This window comes from Marinomonas ostreistagni (genome assembly GCF_016888445.1).
Classification (GTDB): domain Bacteria; phylum Pseudomonadota; class Gammaproteobacteria; order Pseudomonadales; family Marinomonadaceae; genus Marinomonas; species Marinomonas ostreistagni.
Map to the genome: position 1 here is coordinate 886,428 of NZ_JAFEKF010000002.1, position 15,933 is coordinate 902,360.

The 15,933-nt window shown below is 47.9% G+C and carries 17 protein-coding genes; 12 read left to right on the top strand and 5 right to left on the bottom strand.

The window, feature by feature from the left end:
- Window positions 1-174 precede the first annotated feature (174 nt).
- The 11 genes from JQX58_RS09585 to rpoS all read left to right on the top strand — a co-directional run bounded on the left by JQX58_RS09585 (window position 175) and on the right by rpoS (window position 10,031).
- Window positions 175-1,809 carry a CTP synthase gene (locus tag JQX58_RS09585; RefSeq protein WP_204146604.1) on the top strand — a complete coding sequence of 545 codons (1,635 nt, stop codon included), beginning with the start codon at window positions 175-177 and terminating at the stop codon, window positions 1,807-1,809.
- A gap of 53 nt (window positions 1,810-1,862) precedes the next feature.
- On the top strand, window positions 1,863-3,158 hold the full coding sequence (gene eno, locus JQX58_RS09590; protein ID WP_204146605.1) for a phosphopyruvate hydratase: 1,296 nt from the start codon (window positions 1,863-1,865) through the stop codon (window positions 3,156-3,158).
- Between the two features lie 112 nt (window positions 3,159-3,270).
- Window positions 3,271-3,549 (top strand): FtsB family cell division protein, encoded by a 279-nt coding sequence (locus JQX58_RS09595; protein ID WP_239090233.1) that lies wholly within the window; start codon window positions 3,271-3,273, stop codon window positions 3,547-3,549.
- Window positions 3,549-4,247, top strand: a complete 699-nt coding sequence (gene ispD, locus JQX58_RS09600; protein WP_204146606.1) for a 2-C-methyl-D-erythritol 4-phosphate cytidylyltransferase — start codon at window positions 3,549-3,551, stop codon at window positions 4,245-4,247. The genes JQX58_RS09595 and ispD overlap by 1 nt, the downstream gene beginning before the upstream one ends.
- A 9-nt stretch (window positions 4,248-4,256) precedes the next feature.
- A complete protein-coding gene (gene ispF / locus JQX58_RS09605) occupies window positions 4,257-4,745 on the top strand; it encodes a 2-C-methyl-D-erythritol 2,4-cyclodiphosphate synthase (RefSeq protein ID WP_204146607.1) in 489 nt (162 codons plus the stop codon).
- On the top strand, window positions 4,742-5,836 hold the full coding sequence (gene truD, locus JQX58_RS09610; protein WP_204146608.1) for a tRNA pseudouridine(13) synthase TruD: 1,095 nt from the start codon (window positions 4,742-4,744) through the stop codon (window positions 5,834-5,836). The genes ispF and truD overlap by 4 nt, the downstream gene beginning before the upstream one ends.
- Complete coding sequence (gene surE, locus JQX58_RS09615; protein ID WP_204146609.1) at window positions 5,814-6,560, top strand: 5'/3'-nucleotidase SurE; 747 nt, start codon at window positions 5,814-5,816, stop codon at window positions 6,558-6,560. Before truD ends, surE begins: the two co-directional genes overlap by 23 nt.
- Window positions 6,557-7,219 (top strand): protein-L-isoaspartate(D-aspartate) O-methyltransferase, encoded by a 663-nt coding sequence (locus tag JQX58_RS09620; protein ID WP_204146610.1) that lies wholly within the window; start codon window positions 6,557-6,559, stop codon window positions 7,217-7,219. The genes surE and JQX58_RS09620 overlap by 4 nt, the downstream gene beginning before the upstream one ends.
- The gene (locus tag JQX58_RS09625; protein ID WP_204146611.1) at window positions 7,212-8,141 is read left to right on the top strand and encodes a DUF368 domain-containing protein; all 930 of its coding nucleotides are present in this window, start codon (window positions 7,212-7,214) and stop codon (window positions 8,139-8,141) included. Before JQX58_RS09620 ends, JQX58_RS09625 begins: the two co-directional genes overlap by 8 nt.
- A 29-nt stretch (window positions 8,142-8,170) precedes the next feature.
- A complete protein-coding gene (locus JQX58_RS09630) occupies window positions 8,171-9,004 on the top strand; it encodes a peptidoglycan DD-metalloendopeptidase family protein (RefSeq protein WP_204146612.1) in 834 nt (277 codons plus the stop codon).
- A gap of 34 nt (window positions 9,005-9,038) precedes the next feature.
- Window positions 9,039-10,031, top strand: a complete 993-nt coding sequence (gene rpoS, locus JQX58_RS09635) for an RNA polymerase sigma factor RpoS (protein WP_204146613.1) — start codon at window positions 9,039-9,041, stop codon at window positions 10,029-10,031.
- A gap of 67 nt (window positions 10,032-10,098) precedes the next feature.
- Here the strand turns inward: rpoS and JQX58_RS09640 are convergent, their stop codons facing one another.
- A complete protein-coding gene (locus tag JQX58_RS09640) occupies window positions 10,099-11,514 on the bottom strand; it encodes an AhpA/YtjB family protein (RefSeq protein WP_204146614.1) in 1,416 nt (471 codons plus the stop codon).
- Window positions 11,515-11,669: 155 nt separating this feature from the next.
- On the opposite strand from JQX58_RS09640, the gene serB reads away from it, so the two are divergent.
- The gene (gene serB, locus JQX58_RS09645) at window positions 11,670-12,587 is read left to right on the top strand and encodes a phosphoserine phosphatase SerB (protein ID WP_204146615.1); all 918 of its coding nucleotides are present in this window, start codon (window positions 11,670-11,672) and stop codon (window positions 12,585-12,587) included.
- A gap of 54 nt (window positions 12,588-12,641) precedes the next feature.
- Here the strand turns inward: serB and JQX58_RS09650 are convergent, their stop codons facing one another.
- From JQX58_RS09650 to moaA, 4 genes are read right to left on the bottom strand one after another with little or no spacing between them, the layout of a single operon-like run.
- Entirely contained in the window at window positions 12,642-13,070 is a 429-nt protein-coding gene (locus JQX58_RS09650) for a HepT-like ribonuclease domain-containing protein (RefSeq protein WP_204146616.1), read from the bottom strand.
- Window positions 13,071-13,116: 46 nt separating this feature from the next.
- Window positions 13,117-14,307: a molybdopterin molybdotransferase MoeA gene (locus JQX58_RS09655; RefSeq protein WP_204146617.1), complete on the bottom strand. Its 1,191-nt coding sequence runs from the start codon at window positions 14,305-14,307 to the stop codon at window positions 13,117-13,119.
- Window positions 14,308-14,309: 2 nt separating this feature from the next.
- Window positions 14,310-14,849 carry a molybdenum cofactor biosynthesis protein B gene (gene moaB, locus JQX58_RS09660; RefSeq protein WP_204146618.1) on the bottom strand — a complete coding sequence of 180 codons (540 nt, stop codon included), beginning with the start codon at window positions 14,847-14,849 and terminating at the stop codon, window positions 14,310-14,312.
- Window positions 14,850-14,866: 17 nt separating this feature from the next.
- Window positions 14,867-15,862 (bottom strand): GTP 3',8-cyclase MoaA, encoded by a 996-nt coding sequence (moaA, locus tag JQX58_RS09665; protein WP_204146619.1) that lies wholly within the window; start codon window positions 15,860-15,862, stop codon window positions 14,867-14,869.
- Between the last annotated feature and the right edge of the window lie 71 nt (window positions 15,863-15,933).

The window sequence follows — 15,933 nt, forward strand, 5'->3', positions numbered from 1 at the left end:
TGTCGAAAAGGCTAGAAAGTTTGTTACAATTTTTGGCCAAAAGGCGGTAAACTTGTCCGCTTTTACGTTGAGTGGAAGGGGGTCTGATGCTATCATTTGCTCCCGTCCTAAAGGCATGTTTTCAAATGCCTCATTCTCATTTCGATCATACAATTTAAGGCGGGCTAAACACTCATGGCGACACGATATATTTTCGTCACAGGCGGCGTGGTTTCATCACTTGGTAAAGGATTGGCGTCAGCCTCTCTTGCTGCAATCCTAGAATCCCGTGGTCTAAAAGTCACCATGCTGAAACTGGATCCATACATCAACGTGGACCCAGGCACTATGAGCCCATTCCAGCACGGTGAAGTTTTCGTAACCGACGACGGTGCTGAGACAGACTTAGACTTAGGTCACTACGAGCGCTTCATCGATACCAAGATGAGCAAGCTTAATAACTTCACTTCAGGCCGCGTTTACCAACACGTTCTACAAAAAGAGCGTCGTGGTGACTACCTTGGTGGTACGGTTCAGGTGATCCCTCACATCACTGATGAGATCAAACGCCGCGTTATCAAAGGCGCTGAAGGTGCCGACGTTGCCCTAGTTGAAATCGGTGGTACGGTAGGTGATATCGAATCACAACCTTTCCTAGAAGCGGTTCGCCAGCTAAAAGTTGAGCTGGGTTCACACCGTGCTTTGTTCATGCACCTAACCTTGGTTCCTTACATCCGTACTGCTGGTGAAACCAAAACTAAGCCGACGCAACACTCTGTTAAAGAGTTGCGTTCGATTGGTATTCAGCCAGATATCCTAATTTGTCGTTCGGAAGTGAGCATCGAAGCGCCAGAGCGTAAGAAGATTGCCTTGTTTACCAACGTTGATGAGCGTGCTGTCGTATCGCTACCAGATGCAGATACCATCTACAAAATCCCACAAATGTTGGCCGACCAAGGGCTTGATAGCCTGATCGTGCAGCGCTTCAACCTAGATTGCAACATTGCTGATCTAGAGATCTGGAACAAAGTCGCTCAAGCGAAGCTAAATCCAGAGAAGCAAGTGAACATCGCCATGGTTGGTAAATACATGGAGCTGTTGGATGCCTACAAATCTTTGATCGAAGCGATGGATCATGCTGGTATTCACGCGCGCACTAAGGTGAAACTGCATTACATTGACTCTGAAAAAGTTGAAGAAGAAGGCACAGCGATCCTTGAAGGTATGGATGCGATCCTAGTACCGGGTGGCTTCGGTGAGCGTGGTGTAGAAGGTAAGATTCGTACAGCGCAGTACGCACGTGAAAATAAAATCCCTTACTTGGGTATCTGTTTAGGTATGCAAGTAGCGGTCATCGAATTTGCTCGTAACGTAGCAAATCTAACGGGTGCCCACAGCACTGAGTTTAATCTTAAAACAGAGAATCCTGTAGTTGGTCTAATCACTGAATGGACTAACTCTGAAGGTTCCAAAGAAATCCGGTCAGAGGAATCCGATCTGGGTGGTACGATGCGCCTAGGGGCTCAAAACTGTAACTTGATCGAAGGCACTAAAGCACGTGCGGCATACGGTCAAGCTGTCGTTAGCGAGCGTCACCGCCATCGTTACGAAGTGAATAATTACTATGTTTCTGCGCTAGAAGAGGCAGGTCTAACGATCTCTGGTCGTTCGGGCGATAACTCTTTAGTAGAAATGGTGGAAATTGCCGATCACCCATGGTTTGTGGCGTGTCAGTTCCACCCTGAATTTACTTCAACACCTCGATACGGGCACGGCCTGTTCAGCGCCTTTGTACATGCAGCGTTGAAATATGCAGGAAAAGAAAAATAACTTAAACAAACACAGACGTTTGTAAGTTTCTCATCTACTAAAAGGGGTTTGTTATGAGTCAAATCGTTGATATCAAGGCCAGAGAAGTTCTGGATTCACGTGGTAACCCAACAGTAGAAGCTGACGTGATCCTAGCCGATGGTTCTTTTGGTTCAGCGTGTGCACCTTCTGGTGCCTCTACCGGTTCACGTGAGGCGTTAGAGCTTCGTGATGGCGACAAAAGCCGTTACTTGGGCAAGGGTGTACTAAAGGCTGTTGCAGCGGTCAACGGTCCGATTCGTGAAGCGCTATTGGGCAAAGATGCAGCGGCCCAAGCTGAGCTAGACAAGATCATGATTGATCTAGATGGCACAGAGAACAAGTCACAGTTCGGTGCTAACGCGATTTTGGCGGTTTCTTTGGCGGCAGCGAAAGCGGCAGCAGTGTCTAAGAAAGTACCTTTGTACGCACACATTGCGGACATCAATGGCACACCTGGTGTGTACTCGATGCCAGTACCTATGATGAACATCATCAATGGTGGTGAGCACGCGGATAACAACGTTGATATCCAAGAGTTCATGATTCAGCCAGTGGGTGCGCCTAACTTCCGTGAAGCGCTACGTTACGGTGCAGAAATCTTCCATGCACTGAAAAAAGTCCTAAACTCACGTGGCTTGAACACAGCGGTAGGTGATGAAGGTGGTTTCGCACCAGATCTTGCGTCTAACGCTGATGCGCTAGCTGTGATCAAAGAAGCGGTTGCAGCAGCAGGTTACGAGCTAGGTAAAGACATCACGCTAGCGATGGACTGTGCGGCCTCTGAGTTCTACGAAGATGGCAAATACAATCTTAAAGGCGAAGGCAAAGAGTTCACCGCAGAAGGTTTCTCTGACTTCCTAGCTGAGCTGTGCAACGAGTACCCAATCGTATCGATCGAAGACGGTCTAGACGAGTCTGATTGGGAAGGCTTTGCTTACCAAACTAAGATTCTTGGCGATAAGATCCAATTGGTAGGCGACGATTTGTTCGTAACCAACACTAAGATTCTTAAGCGTGGTATCGATGAAGGCATCGCTAACTCTATCTTGATCAAATTCAACCAAATCGGTTCTTTAACTGAAACGCTTGAAGCGATCAAAATGGCGAAAGCGGCAGGCTACACAGCGGTTATTTCTCACCGCTCTGGTGAAACCGAAGATGCCACCATCGCAGATCTAGCGGTCGGTACTGCTGCAGGTCAGATTAAGACGGGTTCTCTATGCCGTTCTGATCGTGTGTCTAAGTACAACCAATTGCTACGCATTGAAGAGCAACTAGGTGGTCAAGCACCTTACAAAGGTCGCTCTGAGATCAAAGGCCAAGCTTAATTTTCTTAAGCAGTTCGAAAAGGGAGAACATTGTTCTCCCTTTTTTATTTTTTTTTCATGCATTTCGCGAAATAATGGGCATTCATTTTTGTCCTGAGTCTGAATCTCCAACATGATGTTGCGCATATTTTTAGGGATCTTCTTGTGCTTCACCGCGTACTTGTCTTTTCAAACCTATTGGGGTGAACAAGGCGTGAAGCGGGAAGAAGAGCTCGCCAAACAAATTGAATACCAAGAGCAGATTAACAAGCGTCTTAAAGTTCGTAATGACGCCTTGCGTGCCCAAATCGATGATTTGCGTCTCGGCGAGGATGCCGTAGAGGAACATGTTCGGACGGACCTTCAATATATTAAAGACGGTGAAGTCTTTTATCGCATAGTAGAAAAGTAATGACACAGTTTTGGGTGATTATTCCAGCTGCTGGTGTAGGCCAGCGCATGGCCAGCGTACAGCCGAAGCAATATTTATCGCTGCAAGGGCAAACCATTCTCGATCTAACCATTAGCAAGTTTGTCGACCATCCTCAGATCGCTGGGGTTGCGGTAGGTGTGAGCCCAGATGATGCCTATTGGCCTGATTCTGAGTGGGCGACGCATCCTAAAGTGGTACGTTTTGATGGCGGTGAGGAGCGTGCCGATACGGTAGTGAATGGCTTGCAGGTGTTATTGGCCTTAGGGGTCGCGGAGCAAGAGTCGGTGTTGGTTCACGATGCTGCGAGGCCTTTAGTGTCCCAAGCGGCTCTGACACGGATTATGTCTCACACAGGTGAGCAAGGTGCCCTATTAGCATTGCCTGCTAAAGATACCCTTAAGCTAGCCGAGGCAGGGCGCGCCACAGCCACAGTAGATCGTAGCGTCATTTGGCAAGCGCAAACGCCGCAAAAATTCCCTTTAATGGCACTCTATGAAGGCATCACCACGGCCCAGCAAGAAGGCATAGCCATCACCGACGAAAGCTCTGCGATGGAGCTGATGGATTGGCAACCAGACCTTATTGAAGGTGAGCCAAGTAACTTGAAAATTACCGTGCCAGATGACTTAGTCATTGCGCAAGCGCTGTTAAGTATTCATTCAGCAGAGCAACAATAGGAGCGTTCTATGATTCCATTTCGAGTTGGGCACGGTTTTGATGTGCATAAATTTGGTGAAGGCGACGCGATTGTCATCGGTGGTGTCACCATTCCTTATGAAAAAGGCTTAGTGGCGCACTCGGATGGTGATGTCGCTTTGCATGCCCTGACGGATGCTTTATTGGGGGCGGCGGCATTAGGCGATATTGGTAAGCATTTCCCAGATACGGATGCCGAGTTTGCTGGGGCTGATAGCCGTGTTTTGCTACGCCAAGCGTTTGCTGAGGTGCAAAAGTTAGGTTGGCTGGTAGGGAATGTTGACGTCACTATTATGGCGCAAGCGCCAAAAATGCGTCCGCACATTGATGCCATGCGTGCCAACATTGCCAGCGATCTTCAGATTGATCTGGGTGCGGCCAATGTCAAAGCCACTACTACCGAGAAGCTTGGCTTTACTGGGCGTAAGGAAGGCATAGCAGTTGAGGCGGTGGCGTTATTGTACCGAAACGATCGATGAATACTGACTGGGGATATGCTTGGACAAAGCCTAATGCTAAGGCCGATTTAAAAACCATTGAAAGCGATTTTTTGGTCGAAGAGGTATTGGGTTACGAGCCAGACCACCAAGGCGAGTTTGTATTTTTGTGGATCGAAAAGCAGGGCGTTAACACGGACTTTTTAGCCAAGCGTCTGGCGCAACTAGCAGATATTTCCCCTAGTCGTGTGACCTATGCTGGCGCCAAAGACCGCCATGCCTGTACACGTCAGTGGTTTTGCTTGCATATACTCGGCCAAACGCCGGATTTCAGCGCTATTGAAGCCGTCTTTAAAGCGCCTGAGATCGTGCGAGTGTTACGCCAAACACGCCATAGCAAAAAGCTCAAAACAGGTGGCTTGCTAGGCAACCGCTTCAGTTTGCGATTGCGTAATATTGTTGGCGACCAAACTGAAATCGAGCAGCGTCTAGCGTTAATTAAAAGCTATGGTGTGCCGAATTATTATGGTGAACAGCGGTTTGGTATTCGCGGGAATAATTTAGTCAATGGTCGTGACATGGTGCTACCTGGACGAAAGGGCACGCATAAGCTGAATAAAACACAATCCTTTTGGCTGTCGGCGATACGTTCTTGGTTTTTCAATGAGGCGCTGTCTTTGTACGTGGCACAAGGTACATGGGACGTTCTGAGTGAAGGTGATATTGCCCAGCCAAGGGATGGCAGTCAGTCCTTTCGCGTCAAAGCTTTGTCTTTAGATCTTATCTATCGCTTAAAGCAAGGGGATATCTCGCCAGTGTTGCCTTTAATCAGTGATGGCTGGCCAATGGGAACCAACGCCGCCCGAGCCGAGCAAATGAAGGCGCTCTATCAGTCGCAAGCAGATCTACTGGATGGCTTGATGACATTTGGCTTTGCCCGTGACAGTCGCGCGACACGCATTGTTCCTAAAGATATGGCCTGGGAATTGCTTGAGGGTAGCCAAGGGGCGGATCAGTTGGTACTGCAATTTGAGCTGCCAAAAGGCGCGTTCGCCACCAGTGTATTGCGAGAACTGTTCAATATTCATGACCGATCACAAGAAAAACACCATGAGACTACTGCTATCGAATGATGATGGTTTGGATGCTTTAGGGCTGCAAACCTTACATCAATACTTATCCTCTGCTTTTGACTGTACCTTGGTTGCACCGGATCGTGACCGCAGTGGCGCCAGTAATTCACTGACATTGACGCGTCCATTACGACCGACTTGTGTGCGAGAGAAACAGTATAAAGTGGACGGCACGCCCAGCGATTGTGTGAACTTGGCCATGTCAGAAGTGATTGATGGTAAGTTTGACGCAGTCATTTCTGGTATTAATCATGGGCCTAATTTGGGCGATGATGTCATTTATTCTGGTACGGTCGCCGCTGCGATGGAGGCCCGCCATTTAGGTCGGCCATCGATTGCCGTCTCACTGGTGGGTAATCGGCATTTTGACACCGCAGCCAAGGTGATTGTGCAGCTGTTAAAGGATGCGCACAGCTTATCTCTGCCTGCCAACGTGTTACTGAATATCAATGTGCCGGATGTGCCTTTTAGCGATCTTAAAGGTACCAAAGTCACCCGTTTAGGCTATCGTCATCAAGCGCACCCAGCGATTCCGGCGCAGCATCCTAAAGGGCTTGAGTGTTATTGGATTGGTGCGTTAGCAGGAGCCAATGATGCGGCCGAGGGGACGGATTTTCACGCGGTGGCGGAAGGTTACGTCTCTATTACACCAATCCATACGGACATGACGTGTCATGGTGCGTTAAATTATTTGAATCAATGGGTGAATGATCTGCCGCTATGACCACAGCTCTGGATGAACTGTTAAAATCCTCACAAGCTCGTGTTGGGCAAATGCTTCATCATTTGCAACAACAAGGAATTGAGCATACAGAACTACTGCAAGTCATGGCGTCTTTACCACGTCATGAATTTGTTGAGCCTGCCTTTTCTCATTTAGCTTATAGTCCAACATCTTTGCCGATTGGTCGTAACCAAACGATCAGTCAACCACTGACGGTAGCGCGTATGACCCTGTGGTTATTGCAATATGCGCGCTTAGGACGAGTACTCGAAGTAGGGACGGGCTCAGGTTATCAAACCGCTATTTTGGCGCACTTCTTCAATAAAGTGCATACCATCGAGCGGCAACGAAGTTTGCATCAACTCGCGCAAGCGCGTTTGCAACGAATGGCGTTGAATAATGTGGAGTGTTTGCACGGTGATGGTCACTTAGGTTGGCCACAAAAAGTACAAATGGACGCCATCATTGTCACCGCCATGGCCAGTAAAGTGCCCTCAGCACTGACTGATATGTTAAAAGAAGATGGGATCTTGATTATGCCGATAGCAGATCACCCGCCTACCATTGGGTGTTGGCGTCGGCAAGGCGATAAGTGGAAGCGTCTCGAGTCAGAGGCTGCCCAGTTCGTCCCGTTATTAGAAGGAAAAATCGATGCCTAAATGGCTTAAAATTTACTTGAGTGGCGTATTGATGGGCGCTGCTGACATTGTTCCTGGTGTGTCAGGTGGCACAATCGCGTTTATTGTTGGTATCTATGATCGCTTGATCGCTGCGTTGAGCGGCGTCAACAAGGACAGCATCATGATGTTGTTTAAAGGGCAGTTCAAGGCGCTTTGGCAACATTTTGATGGCACCTTTTTAGTGATCTTGTTGGCAGGGATTGCGACCTCGATTTTTAGTATTGCCAGTCTTATGACTGAGCTTATGCACACTTATCCCGTATGGCTCTGGAGCTTCTTTTTTGGTTTGATCTTGGCATCCGCCGTGGTCTTGATTCTCGCCATTCCTAAATTCCATGCACGTCATCTAGGCATGCTAGTGATCGGTGTGCTGATCGGCGCTAGTTTGTCTATGTTGGTGCCGACGCAGGTTGGCATTAATTGGTTGATGGTGTTCTGTGCCGGCATGATTGCCATCTGTGCCATGATTTTACCAGGCATTTCCGGCAGCTTTATTTTGTTAATGCTAGGGATGTATGGTTATGTGATCGGCGCGATTAAAGATTTGAACCTCGCGGTGATTGTGATATTTGCCATGGGGGCGTTATTGGGCTTGCTAAGCTTCTCCAAGTTGCTACATTGGCTATTACAGCATGCCAAGCAAGTGACCTTGGCCTTATTGACTGGCATTATGCTAGGTGCATTGACTAAGGTCTGGCCTTGGAAAGAAGCCTTAAGTGTGATTGAAGTGCGCGGTAAAACCATTCCGAGTGAAGAGGCTCTTTTACTACCATGGCAAATGGCGAACTATCACTGGCTACAAGATTTGCTTATCCCTTGCCTATTAATTGCTTTAGGTGCTGGGATTGTTTTAGGGGCGCATTACATCTCGTTACAAAAAACAGATGCGAATAATAAGTAGCGTTATAAATGTAAATTGAGTCGTGGCGTATGAGATTAAAAAAGGCATTTGCTAAATTAGGGAATTCTAAAAAAACACTGACAAAAAGACTCAGTGCCCTAGTCGTTATTTGCCTAACGCTCACTGGATGTGCCTACGACAGTTTTCACTATGGTGCACCCAGAGGTTCATCCGGTGGTGGCTCTTCGGCACAGGTTCGCCCTGTGCCGAGTAGCGGCATCCATCGCGTCAAATCGGGTGATACCCTTTTTTCCATTGCTTTTTCTTACGGCTTAGACTACCGCAGAGTCGCTCGTATTAATGGCATCAACTCACCTTATACTATTTATCCTAATCAAAAGATTCGTTTGACTGGTGCGCCGAAGAAAGCATCTAGTACGCGCCAGGTTGCCGCGTCATCAAGCGCCACCAGAGCGGTGACAAAAAGCACCAGTTCAAAAGTGAACTCCGCTCAAAAATCTGTGTCCACTGTAAAGATACCTACTGCAAAAGTTTCAAACTGGCAATGGCCTGTGTCAGGGGCTGTGAAAAAAGGCTTTTCAAACGCTGGTGTTAGTAGTAAAGGTATAGACATCAAAGGCAAAGATGCCGAGCATGTTAAAGCGGCGGCAGATGGTGTGGTCGTTTATGCAGGCAATGGCTTGATTGGCTACGGTAATTTAGTCATAGTAAAACACAATGAAGTGTACCTAAGTGCCTATGCTTACAACGAGCGCATTTTAGTCAAGGAAAAACAAACGGTACGGATGGGCGACTCCCTTGCAGTAATTGGTGGGAAAGGAACTGAGCGACCATTACTGCATTTTGAAGTGAGGCGAGATGGCCAACCGATCGATCCATTAAGAGTGTTACCAAAAAAATAATAATTACAATTTTTGGGGCTTTGAGGAGGACGATATGAAATCGGTAAATATGGATAAGGTGAATGAAGAAGTCCTACAAACCACTGAGGACTTTGATTTCGAAGAGATCGAACAAACGGAAGACGATTCGGACGCTGAGTTTGAATCTGCTGTGAATGCTCGGTATGCGGATAACGATGCAAAATCACTAGATGTGACACAGCTATACCTAAGCGAAATAGGCTACTCCCCGCTACTGACAGCGGAAGAAGAAGTGTATTTTGCTCGCTTGGCTCTCAAAGGCGACGAGGCCGCCCGTAAGCGCATGATCGAAAGTAACTTGCGCCTAGTGGTGAAAATATCTCGACGCTACCTTAATCGAGGCTTAACCCTGCTAGATTTGATCGAAGAAGGTAATTTAGGTCTTATCAGAGCGGTGGAAAAATTTGACCCAGAGCGCGGTTTCCGCTTCTCAACTTATGCCACTTGGTGGATTCGTCAAACCATCGAACGGGCGATCATGAATCAAACCCGTACGATTCGCTTACCTATTCATGTCGTCAAAGAGCTTAATGTGTACTTGCGTGCAGCGCGTGAGTTAACCCAGAAACTTGATCATGAACCGACCCCGGAAGAAATTGCACAGATGCTCGATCGTCCGGTAGAGGATGTGCAAAAGATGCTTAGTCTTAATGAGCGTGTTAGCTCGATCGATTCTCCTGTCGGGGGCGTTGATAATGACAAGAGCCTAGTCGAAGTATTAGCCGATAGCCAACACGCGGGGCCTGAAGACGAGCGCCAAACAGGTGATGTGCACCACAATATTGAGCAGCTATTAGATGAGTTAAACGATAAGCAGCGCGAAGTCATTGCGCGTCGTTTTGGACTGCGTGGTTACGAGCCGAGTACGTTGGAAGACGTAGGTGCTGAGATTGGCCTAACCCGTGAACGGGTGCGCCAGATTCAGGTAGAAGCATTACGTAAGCTGCGTGTGTTGCTGCAAAATCGTGGTTTATCGCTAGCGGATGTCATCGATTTAGATCATTAAGCCAGTCTTTCTTTAGCCCACAAAAAAGCCCCAACATAATGGGGCTTTTTTAGATCTCGTTGCTGTGTTAACTCTGTTCAAGGCTATCCAGTTGCTCTTGGACGCGCAGACGGAATTTATCTGATAAGCCCTTCACTGAGTATGCCAGCACTTCCTCTTCATCAAGCTCAATGATTTCTGGCAAGCTTAGAATAATACGGTTTTGAATATCAGGGACTGTAATCACTTCCTCACTCATGACCAAGTGATTGTTGGTGTCGGAGTGAGATAGAGCTTTGGCTGATTGCATGATCGGCTCTAAATCGTCTTCATTTAAAGCGTTTTGCTCGTACATTTGCGATGTCCATTCGTTACCACGATGAAGCCCCATGTGGTAAACAATTTCGGGCGTATCATCATACAGCTCAGTATTCATTAATTGTTTTAGCAATCCTCTAATGAGCTCAGCGCAGCAGGCAGCATTCATGTACAGATTGTCATCACAGTTCTTAGCTTGGAACAACATCAACACACTATCATCTTGATACTGATGGACTTGTCCATTGTAGTACTCGCTGGCCAAGAAGATGGTGCGATACAGTGGAGTGAGTAGGTTGGCGACTTGCAGTGGCGGTAGCGTCTCATTCCACTGTGATAAATGTTTAAACTGGATGAACAGTACACAAGATTCGCGTTCGGTCTCTTCGATAATGCGCTCGAAGTTAATTTCAAATTGGCCTTCTTCGGAGACCGTTTCTTGCTCTTCACTACTGTTTCGTGGGGTGCTTAACGGCGCAGAAAGCTCTAGTGTTTGCAGCTTTTTAACATGATAAATAAGCTCCTGAGCTTCCTTGTAAGTGCGCTTGGGTAGTGGCATATCTGGATTGCCATTGGTGTAAGCTTCGATGGCATCCGTGGCACGACTAATCGGCAACTGCAAACGTCGCAGCAGTAGCAATAGAATTAACCCCGTGATCGCTGTGAGGATAATCCCTAAGCCGATCATTAAGTTACTGATATGAGATAGAGTGCTCTGATTAGAGGTTTTGTCGAGTGTGATTAACACATGGCCGACGATGTCGTCACGAAAACGAATTGGGGAACTGTAAACTCGGTGTTTTTCGCTTGGGCGCAGTTCGGCTTCACTGGCTGCTTGACTACCATTGCGATGGGCTTCAGCGAGCAGCTCGTCTTCTTTGTTGTAAACACGCGCGCTTAAAATGCTGTCGCTCACGACCAATCGATTGAGTAGTACATTTAAGCTAAGCAGGTCGTTGGTTAAGATCGATTGGGTGGCGTTGAAGGCAGCTTGTGTCGCCAAGCTGCTGCCGAGTACATCCGTCTGTTGATTCAAATAATTATTAACCGCTGAGGTAACTGAGAACCAAACCGTTGCCAAGGTAATGATTAAGAAGGCTACGTACGCGCTCAGCAAAAGGCTTGCTGAAGAACACTTCTTAAGCACTTTGTAGTATCCAGCGGATAATTTCTTCAAGGTGTCCATCGACGTCCTAATATGCTGTCAGTAGGTATCTGATTGATACGTCATATATTGTTGATTTGTTGTCGGGTCAATTACAACATTCTTTAGTAAGTAGTTGCAGTTAGCTTCATTGGGGTGATTTGGTATAGTTATATTCCCCATTATTAGGAGTACCTATGTCTGCTTCGATTACTTTAATTGGCGACCAGCTTGCCAACAGTGAGCGCAAATTATACACCTGGTTTGCTCAGCACCAGCTTGAGGCGCAAAAAAAATTATTAACTCATCCCCAAGCCGACGTTAGCGTGCAACGTTACGACATTAGCACTCCTCTGGCGGATGGTAAACATAGCCAATACCGTCAAGAGTTGTTAGCCCTTGCCAACGAAACTGGCGTAGACCATGTGTTGCAAGTGCAATCTCCCTCAACGTCTCAAACGGGCCTTGCGGTCTTTGATATGGACTCGACCTTGATCAAAGCGGAAGTGATCGATGAGTTAGCGGTGGAAATGGGTATCGGCGCACAAGTCGCGGCCGTTACGGCCAGTGCTATGCGTGGTGAAATTGAGTTCACTGAAAGCTTTGTACAGCGTTTAGCCTTGCTAGAAGGGTTAAGCAGTGAGGTCATGGATAATGTTTACCAACGTATTGTGCACATGGACGGTATCGCCATTCTGATGAAAGCATTACACAAATTGGGTTGGAAGACTGCCATCCTATCGGGTGGATTCACATATTTTGCGGATCGTTTACAGCAGGAATATGGCATGACCCACGTGCATGCCAATGTGTTGGAGATCGAGGCGGGACGTTTAACAGGTAAGCACATTGGACCGATTGTCGACGCTAAGCGTAAGCAGCAGTTATTGGCGCAATTGACTGAGCAGTATCAGTTGCCGGTCTCCCAGACCATTGCTTGCGGTGATGGTGCCAACGATTTATTGATGTTGAATGCAGCGGGATTGGGGGTGGCGCTACATGCCAAACCACTGGTGCGTGAACAAGCTCCATGTCCGGTGAATAATCTAGGACTTGATGCGGTATTATATCTACTAGGGCTAAGCTCGGATGACATTCAGGCACTGGTGTCTTAGCTAGCGTATCAATAGCGCTGTTGAGCTCAGGCGGCTGATGACCGCCTGAGCCAATTAATGGTCAGTGCTATCGAGCCTTGCTAGCCATTCTTTTGTTAACACTTCTACCAGTCCATAGCGGCGTAACTGCAGCGCATCCGACAAGACATCGAAATTCTCTTCAAGGTAGTCAAACAGAATTTTCTGACGCAGGTCGACCAAGGCCTTAATTTGCTGACCTTGTTCGTAGGTGACATCTTGGTGCTCGATGAGTGCGTCTAACACCTTATCTCGGGTACTGATATCAATGGCGTAATGATGCTCCAGCATATAGCGAGCCAGATCGAGCATGGAGGCGATCAGTAGCTGAAAGGTATGCTCGACCGCCATAATTTCATCTTGGCTTAATGGCGTCGAGCGTTCTTTTTGACGGTGAGCATCAAGACGCTGAATCATCGCGTGTTGATGCTCATACAGTTGCTGCTCCCAGTTTTTATCTCGCACTTTGCATACCTCGCCATAGTTAAAAGGTGGGTATCTAAAGTGTAGTTTAGAAGCTTGTGAATGGGTAAAAGTCGAGCTCAGTTTGTTTGTTAATTTCTGTCATAGCAGGGACATGCAAATAACCATCGGTCTGACTCGCGGCAAGCAGCGCGCCAGAGCTTTGTTGATTATGCGGCACTGCAATGCTGTGATCTACATGGACGCGTAAAAACTCATCACGTGACGCGTTGGCTTTGCGTTCAAAATCACATGCTACTTTAAAAGGCTTAGGCAGGCTCAGTTGCTCGCCAGCAGCTTTAGCAAGCGCTAAGCGGGCGAATAAGTGGAACGTTACCAAAGTTGAACTCGGGTTCCCAGGTAAGCCTAAGAAGGGCGTGCCATAAGCATTAGCAAACACCAGTGGTTTACCTGGCTTGATAGCAATCTTCCATAAGTGCAAAGCACCGTGTTTTTCGATGGTGGCTTTAACATGATCTTCTTCGCCGACAGACACACCGCCAGAGGACAGGATAACATCGCAATGCTGGCTTAACTCACTTAGTGCGGTTTCGGTGGCAGTGATCGAGTCTTTGGCGTGACGAATCATTTCTACCTGATGACCAGACTGGGTCACTAAGGCCGCCATTAATGGACCATTAGAGTTATAAATCTGCCCAGCCGACAGTGGTGTCCCAGGTGTTTGTAGCTCATCCCCTGTGGTTAAAATACCGACTTTAAGGGGCGTGTATACGTCAACATGGGTGACACCAATACTGGCAAGCACGCCAATATCGATGGCCGACAAGCGCTTACCTTGGGTCAAGACAAGTGCACCGTTGGCGATATCTTGCCCGGCAGGGCGGATATTGGCGTGGGCTTTAGGTTGCTCTTGAAATACGACCAAATCGCCATCTTGCTGCGTGTTTTCCTGCATCACGACCGCATCGGCCCCCGCTGGAATTTCGGCGCCGGTAAAAATACGCGCACAAGTACCAGGTTGTAGTGGTGCAGGTGCCACACCTGCGGCAATACGCTGTGAGATAGGCAAGGCTTGGCTTGTTTCAAGGTCTTGTCGGCGCAGCGCATAACCGTCCATGGCACTGTTATCGGCTGGCGGTACTTGCACGCTAGAATGAACCTCTGCGGCTAACACACGCCCTAAGGCCTGCATAAGCTCGATACGTTCAATCGTTGACGCGATCTCTAAGCTGCTTTGGATCTGTTTTATAGCGTCACGAAAAGGCATTAAGGCTGCCATGATTACACCTCGTGTACAGGCGGTTGGTAAGGTCCTAGTAGCAAGGTAACGAAATTACAAGGGCGATGACGCGCATCCAATTGCTCTTTGATGATGCCATTCCAAGCAGTGCGACACGCACCAGTTGAGCCTGGTAAACAGAAAATTAGGGTGTTGTTGGCAAGACCTGCCAAAGCGCGCGATTGTACTGTAGAGGTGCCGATTTCTTGGTAAGAGATATGGCGGAATAACTCACCAAAACCATCGACTTCTTTGTCGAGTAGCGGTGCGATGGCTTCAGGGGTGCTGTCGCGTGAGTAAAACCCCGTACCGCCTGTGATCAAGACGACTTGCGCGCTGTCATCGGCAATCCAGTTTGAGACCACCGCGCGCATAGCGTAGACATCGTCCTTAACGATCTTACGCTCACCTAATGTGTGCCCCGCTTCTTGTAGCATGCTGATCAATGCATCACCAGAGGTGTCTTCGGCGAGACCACGGGTATCAGAAACCGTCAGCACATTGATGTTTAAAGGGCGGAAAGGAGTAGGTGTTTTAGCCATGTTAAATCCTATTGTTGTTAGCCGCCGGTGGCGCTCATAAAGCGTAAAATTTGCGGCTCTTCTTCTAAATTAAAATGGTGCTTTTCAGGCTTCAAGGCCAACGATTCGATAATAGACTGGCGCAGCAGTACATCGTCGTTGGGGTTATCGCGCATGATGGACTTGAGGTCCATTGAATGTTCGTTGCCCAAGCATAATAGTAAACGTCCTTCCGCTGTCAATCGGACACGGTTACAGGTGCTGCAAAAGTTGTGACTGTGCGGAGAGATGAAGCCTATTTGTTGGCGCTCTCCGGCAATGTCGTAGTAGCGTGATGGGCCGCCTGTGGAGCGTTCTGAAGCAGACAGCTGCCAATGCTCTGACAGGCGCTCTCTCAGCGTGTCACTGGAGATATACACTTTTGCTCTATCATGATGGCTAATAACGCCCAGTGGCATCTCTTCAATAAAGCTGATGTCGGCATTATGGGCCAAGGCGTAGCGCACCAAGTCTTCTACTTCGTCGTCATTGTGGCCACCCAAAATTACGGCGTTGAGCTTAATTTGTTGGAATGGCAGGGCACTGACGGTCTCGATACCTCGCAACACTTGATCAAGCTTGTCGCGACGGGTGAGCTCGGCGAAGCGTTCGCGCTTAAGTGTGTCTAAACTGACATTGATACGGGAAACGCCTGCATTAAAGAGGTCTTGCCCCATTTTTTCTAGCTGCGAGCCGTTGGTGGTGATGGTTAATTCATCAAGGCCCGGTAACTTGGCGATTTGCTCAAGGGCTTGTAAGATGTTTTTACGCACTAGGGGTTCACCCCCAGTAATGCGTATTTTACGGGTGCCAAGTTGTGTAAAAGCGGTGGCGATTTGCACAATTTCTTCGAGCGATAAAATATCGCGTCGAGGCAAAAATTCTACGTCTTCATCCATGCAGTAGGTGCAACGAAAATCACAACGGTCCGTGACGGAAATTCGCAAATAATCGATGTTTCGACCGAAAGGGTCGATTAGCTTAGAATCTGACATGTCATTTGGCCTCGCTGTAATTTTCTAGTAGAAGCAAAATTGGTTTACAGAGGCATGGTACTCTGTACTGA

Bases quoted from the DNA above. Each gene is read 5' to 3' on its own strand.
- rpoS (WP_204146613.1), top strand. From the start codon at position 9,039: ATGAAATCGGTAAATATGGATAAGGTGAATGAAGAAGTCCTACAAACC.
- JQX58_RS09595 (WP_239090233.1), top strand. From the start codon at position 3,271: ATGATGTTGCGCATATTTTTAGGGATCTTCTTGTGCTTCACCGCGTAC.
- surE (WP_204146609.1), top strand. From the start codon at position 5,814: ATGAGACTACTGCTATCGAATGATGATGGTTTGGATGCTTTAGGGCTG.
- moaA (WP_204146619.1), bottom strand. From the start codon at position 15,862: ATGTCAGATTCTAAGCTAATCGACCCTTTCGGTCGAAACATCGATTAT.
- JQX58_RS09640 (WP_204146614.1), bottom strand. From the start codon at position 11,514: ATGGACACCTTGAAGAAATTATCCGCTGGATACTACAAAGTGCTTAAG.
- moaB (WP_204146618.1), bottom strand. From the start codon at position 14,849: ATGGCTAAAACACCTACTCCTTTCCGCCCTTTAAACATCAATGTGCTG.
- serB (WP_204146615.1), top strand. From the start codon at position 11,670: ATGTCTGCTTCGATTACTTTAATTGGCGACCAGCTTGCCAACAGTGAG.
- ispF (WP_204146607.1), top strand. From the start codon at position 4,257: ATGATTCCATTTCGAGTTGGGCACGGTTTTGATGTGCATAAATTTGGT.
- JQX58_RS09625 (WP_204146611.1), top strand. From the start codon at position 7,212: ATGCCTAAATGGCTTAAAATTTACTTGAGTGGCGTATTGATGGGCGCT.
- JQX58_RS09655 (WP_204146617.1), bottom strand. From the start codon at position 14,307: ATGGCAGCCTTAATGCCTTTTCGTGACGCTATAAAACAGATCCAAAGC.
- truD (WP_204146608.1), top strand. From the start codon at position 4,742: ATGAATACTGACTGGGGATATGCTTGGACAAAGCCTAATGCTAAGGCC.
- ispD (WP_204146606.1), top strand. From the start codon at position 3,549: ATGACACAGTTTTGGGTGATTATTCCAGCTGCTGGTGTAGGCCAGCGC.
- eno (WP_204146605.1), top strand. From the start codon at position 1,863: ATGAGTCAAATCGTTGATATCAAGGCCAGAGAAGTTCTGGATTCACGT.
- JQX58_RS09585 (WP_204146604.1), top strand. From the start codon at position 175: ATGGCGACACGATATATTTTCGTCACAGGCGGCGTGGTTTCATCACTT.
- JQX58_RS09620 (WP_204146610.1), top strand. From the start codon at position 6,557: ATGACCACAGCTCTGGATGAACTGTTAAAATCCTCACAAGCTCGTGTT.
- JQX58_RS09630 (WP_204146612.1), top strand. From the start codon at position 8,171: ATGAGATTAAAAAAGGCATTTGCTAAATTAGGGAATTCTAAAAAAACA.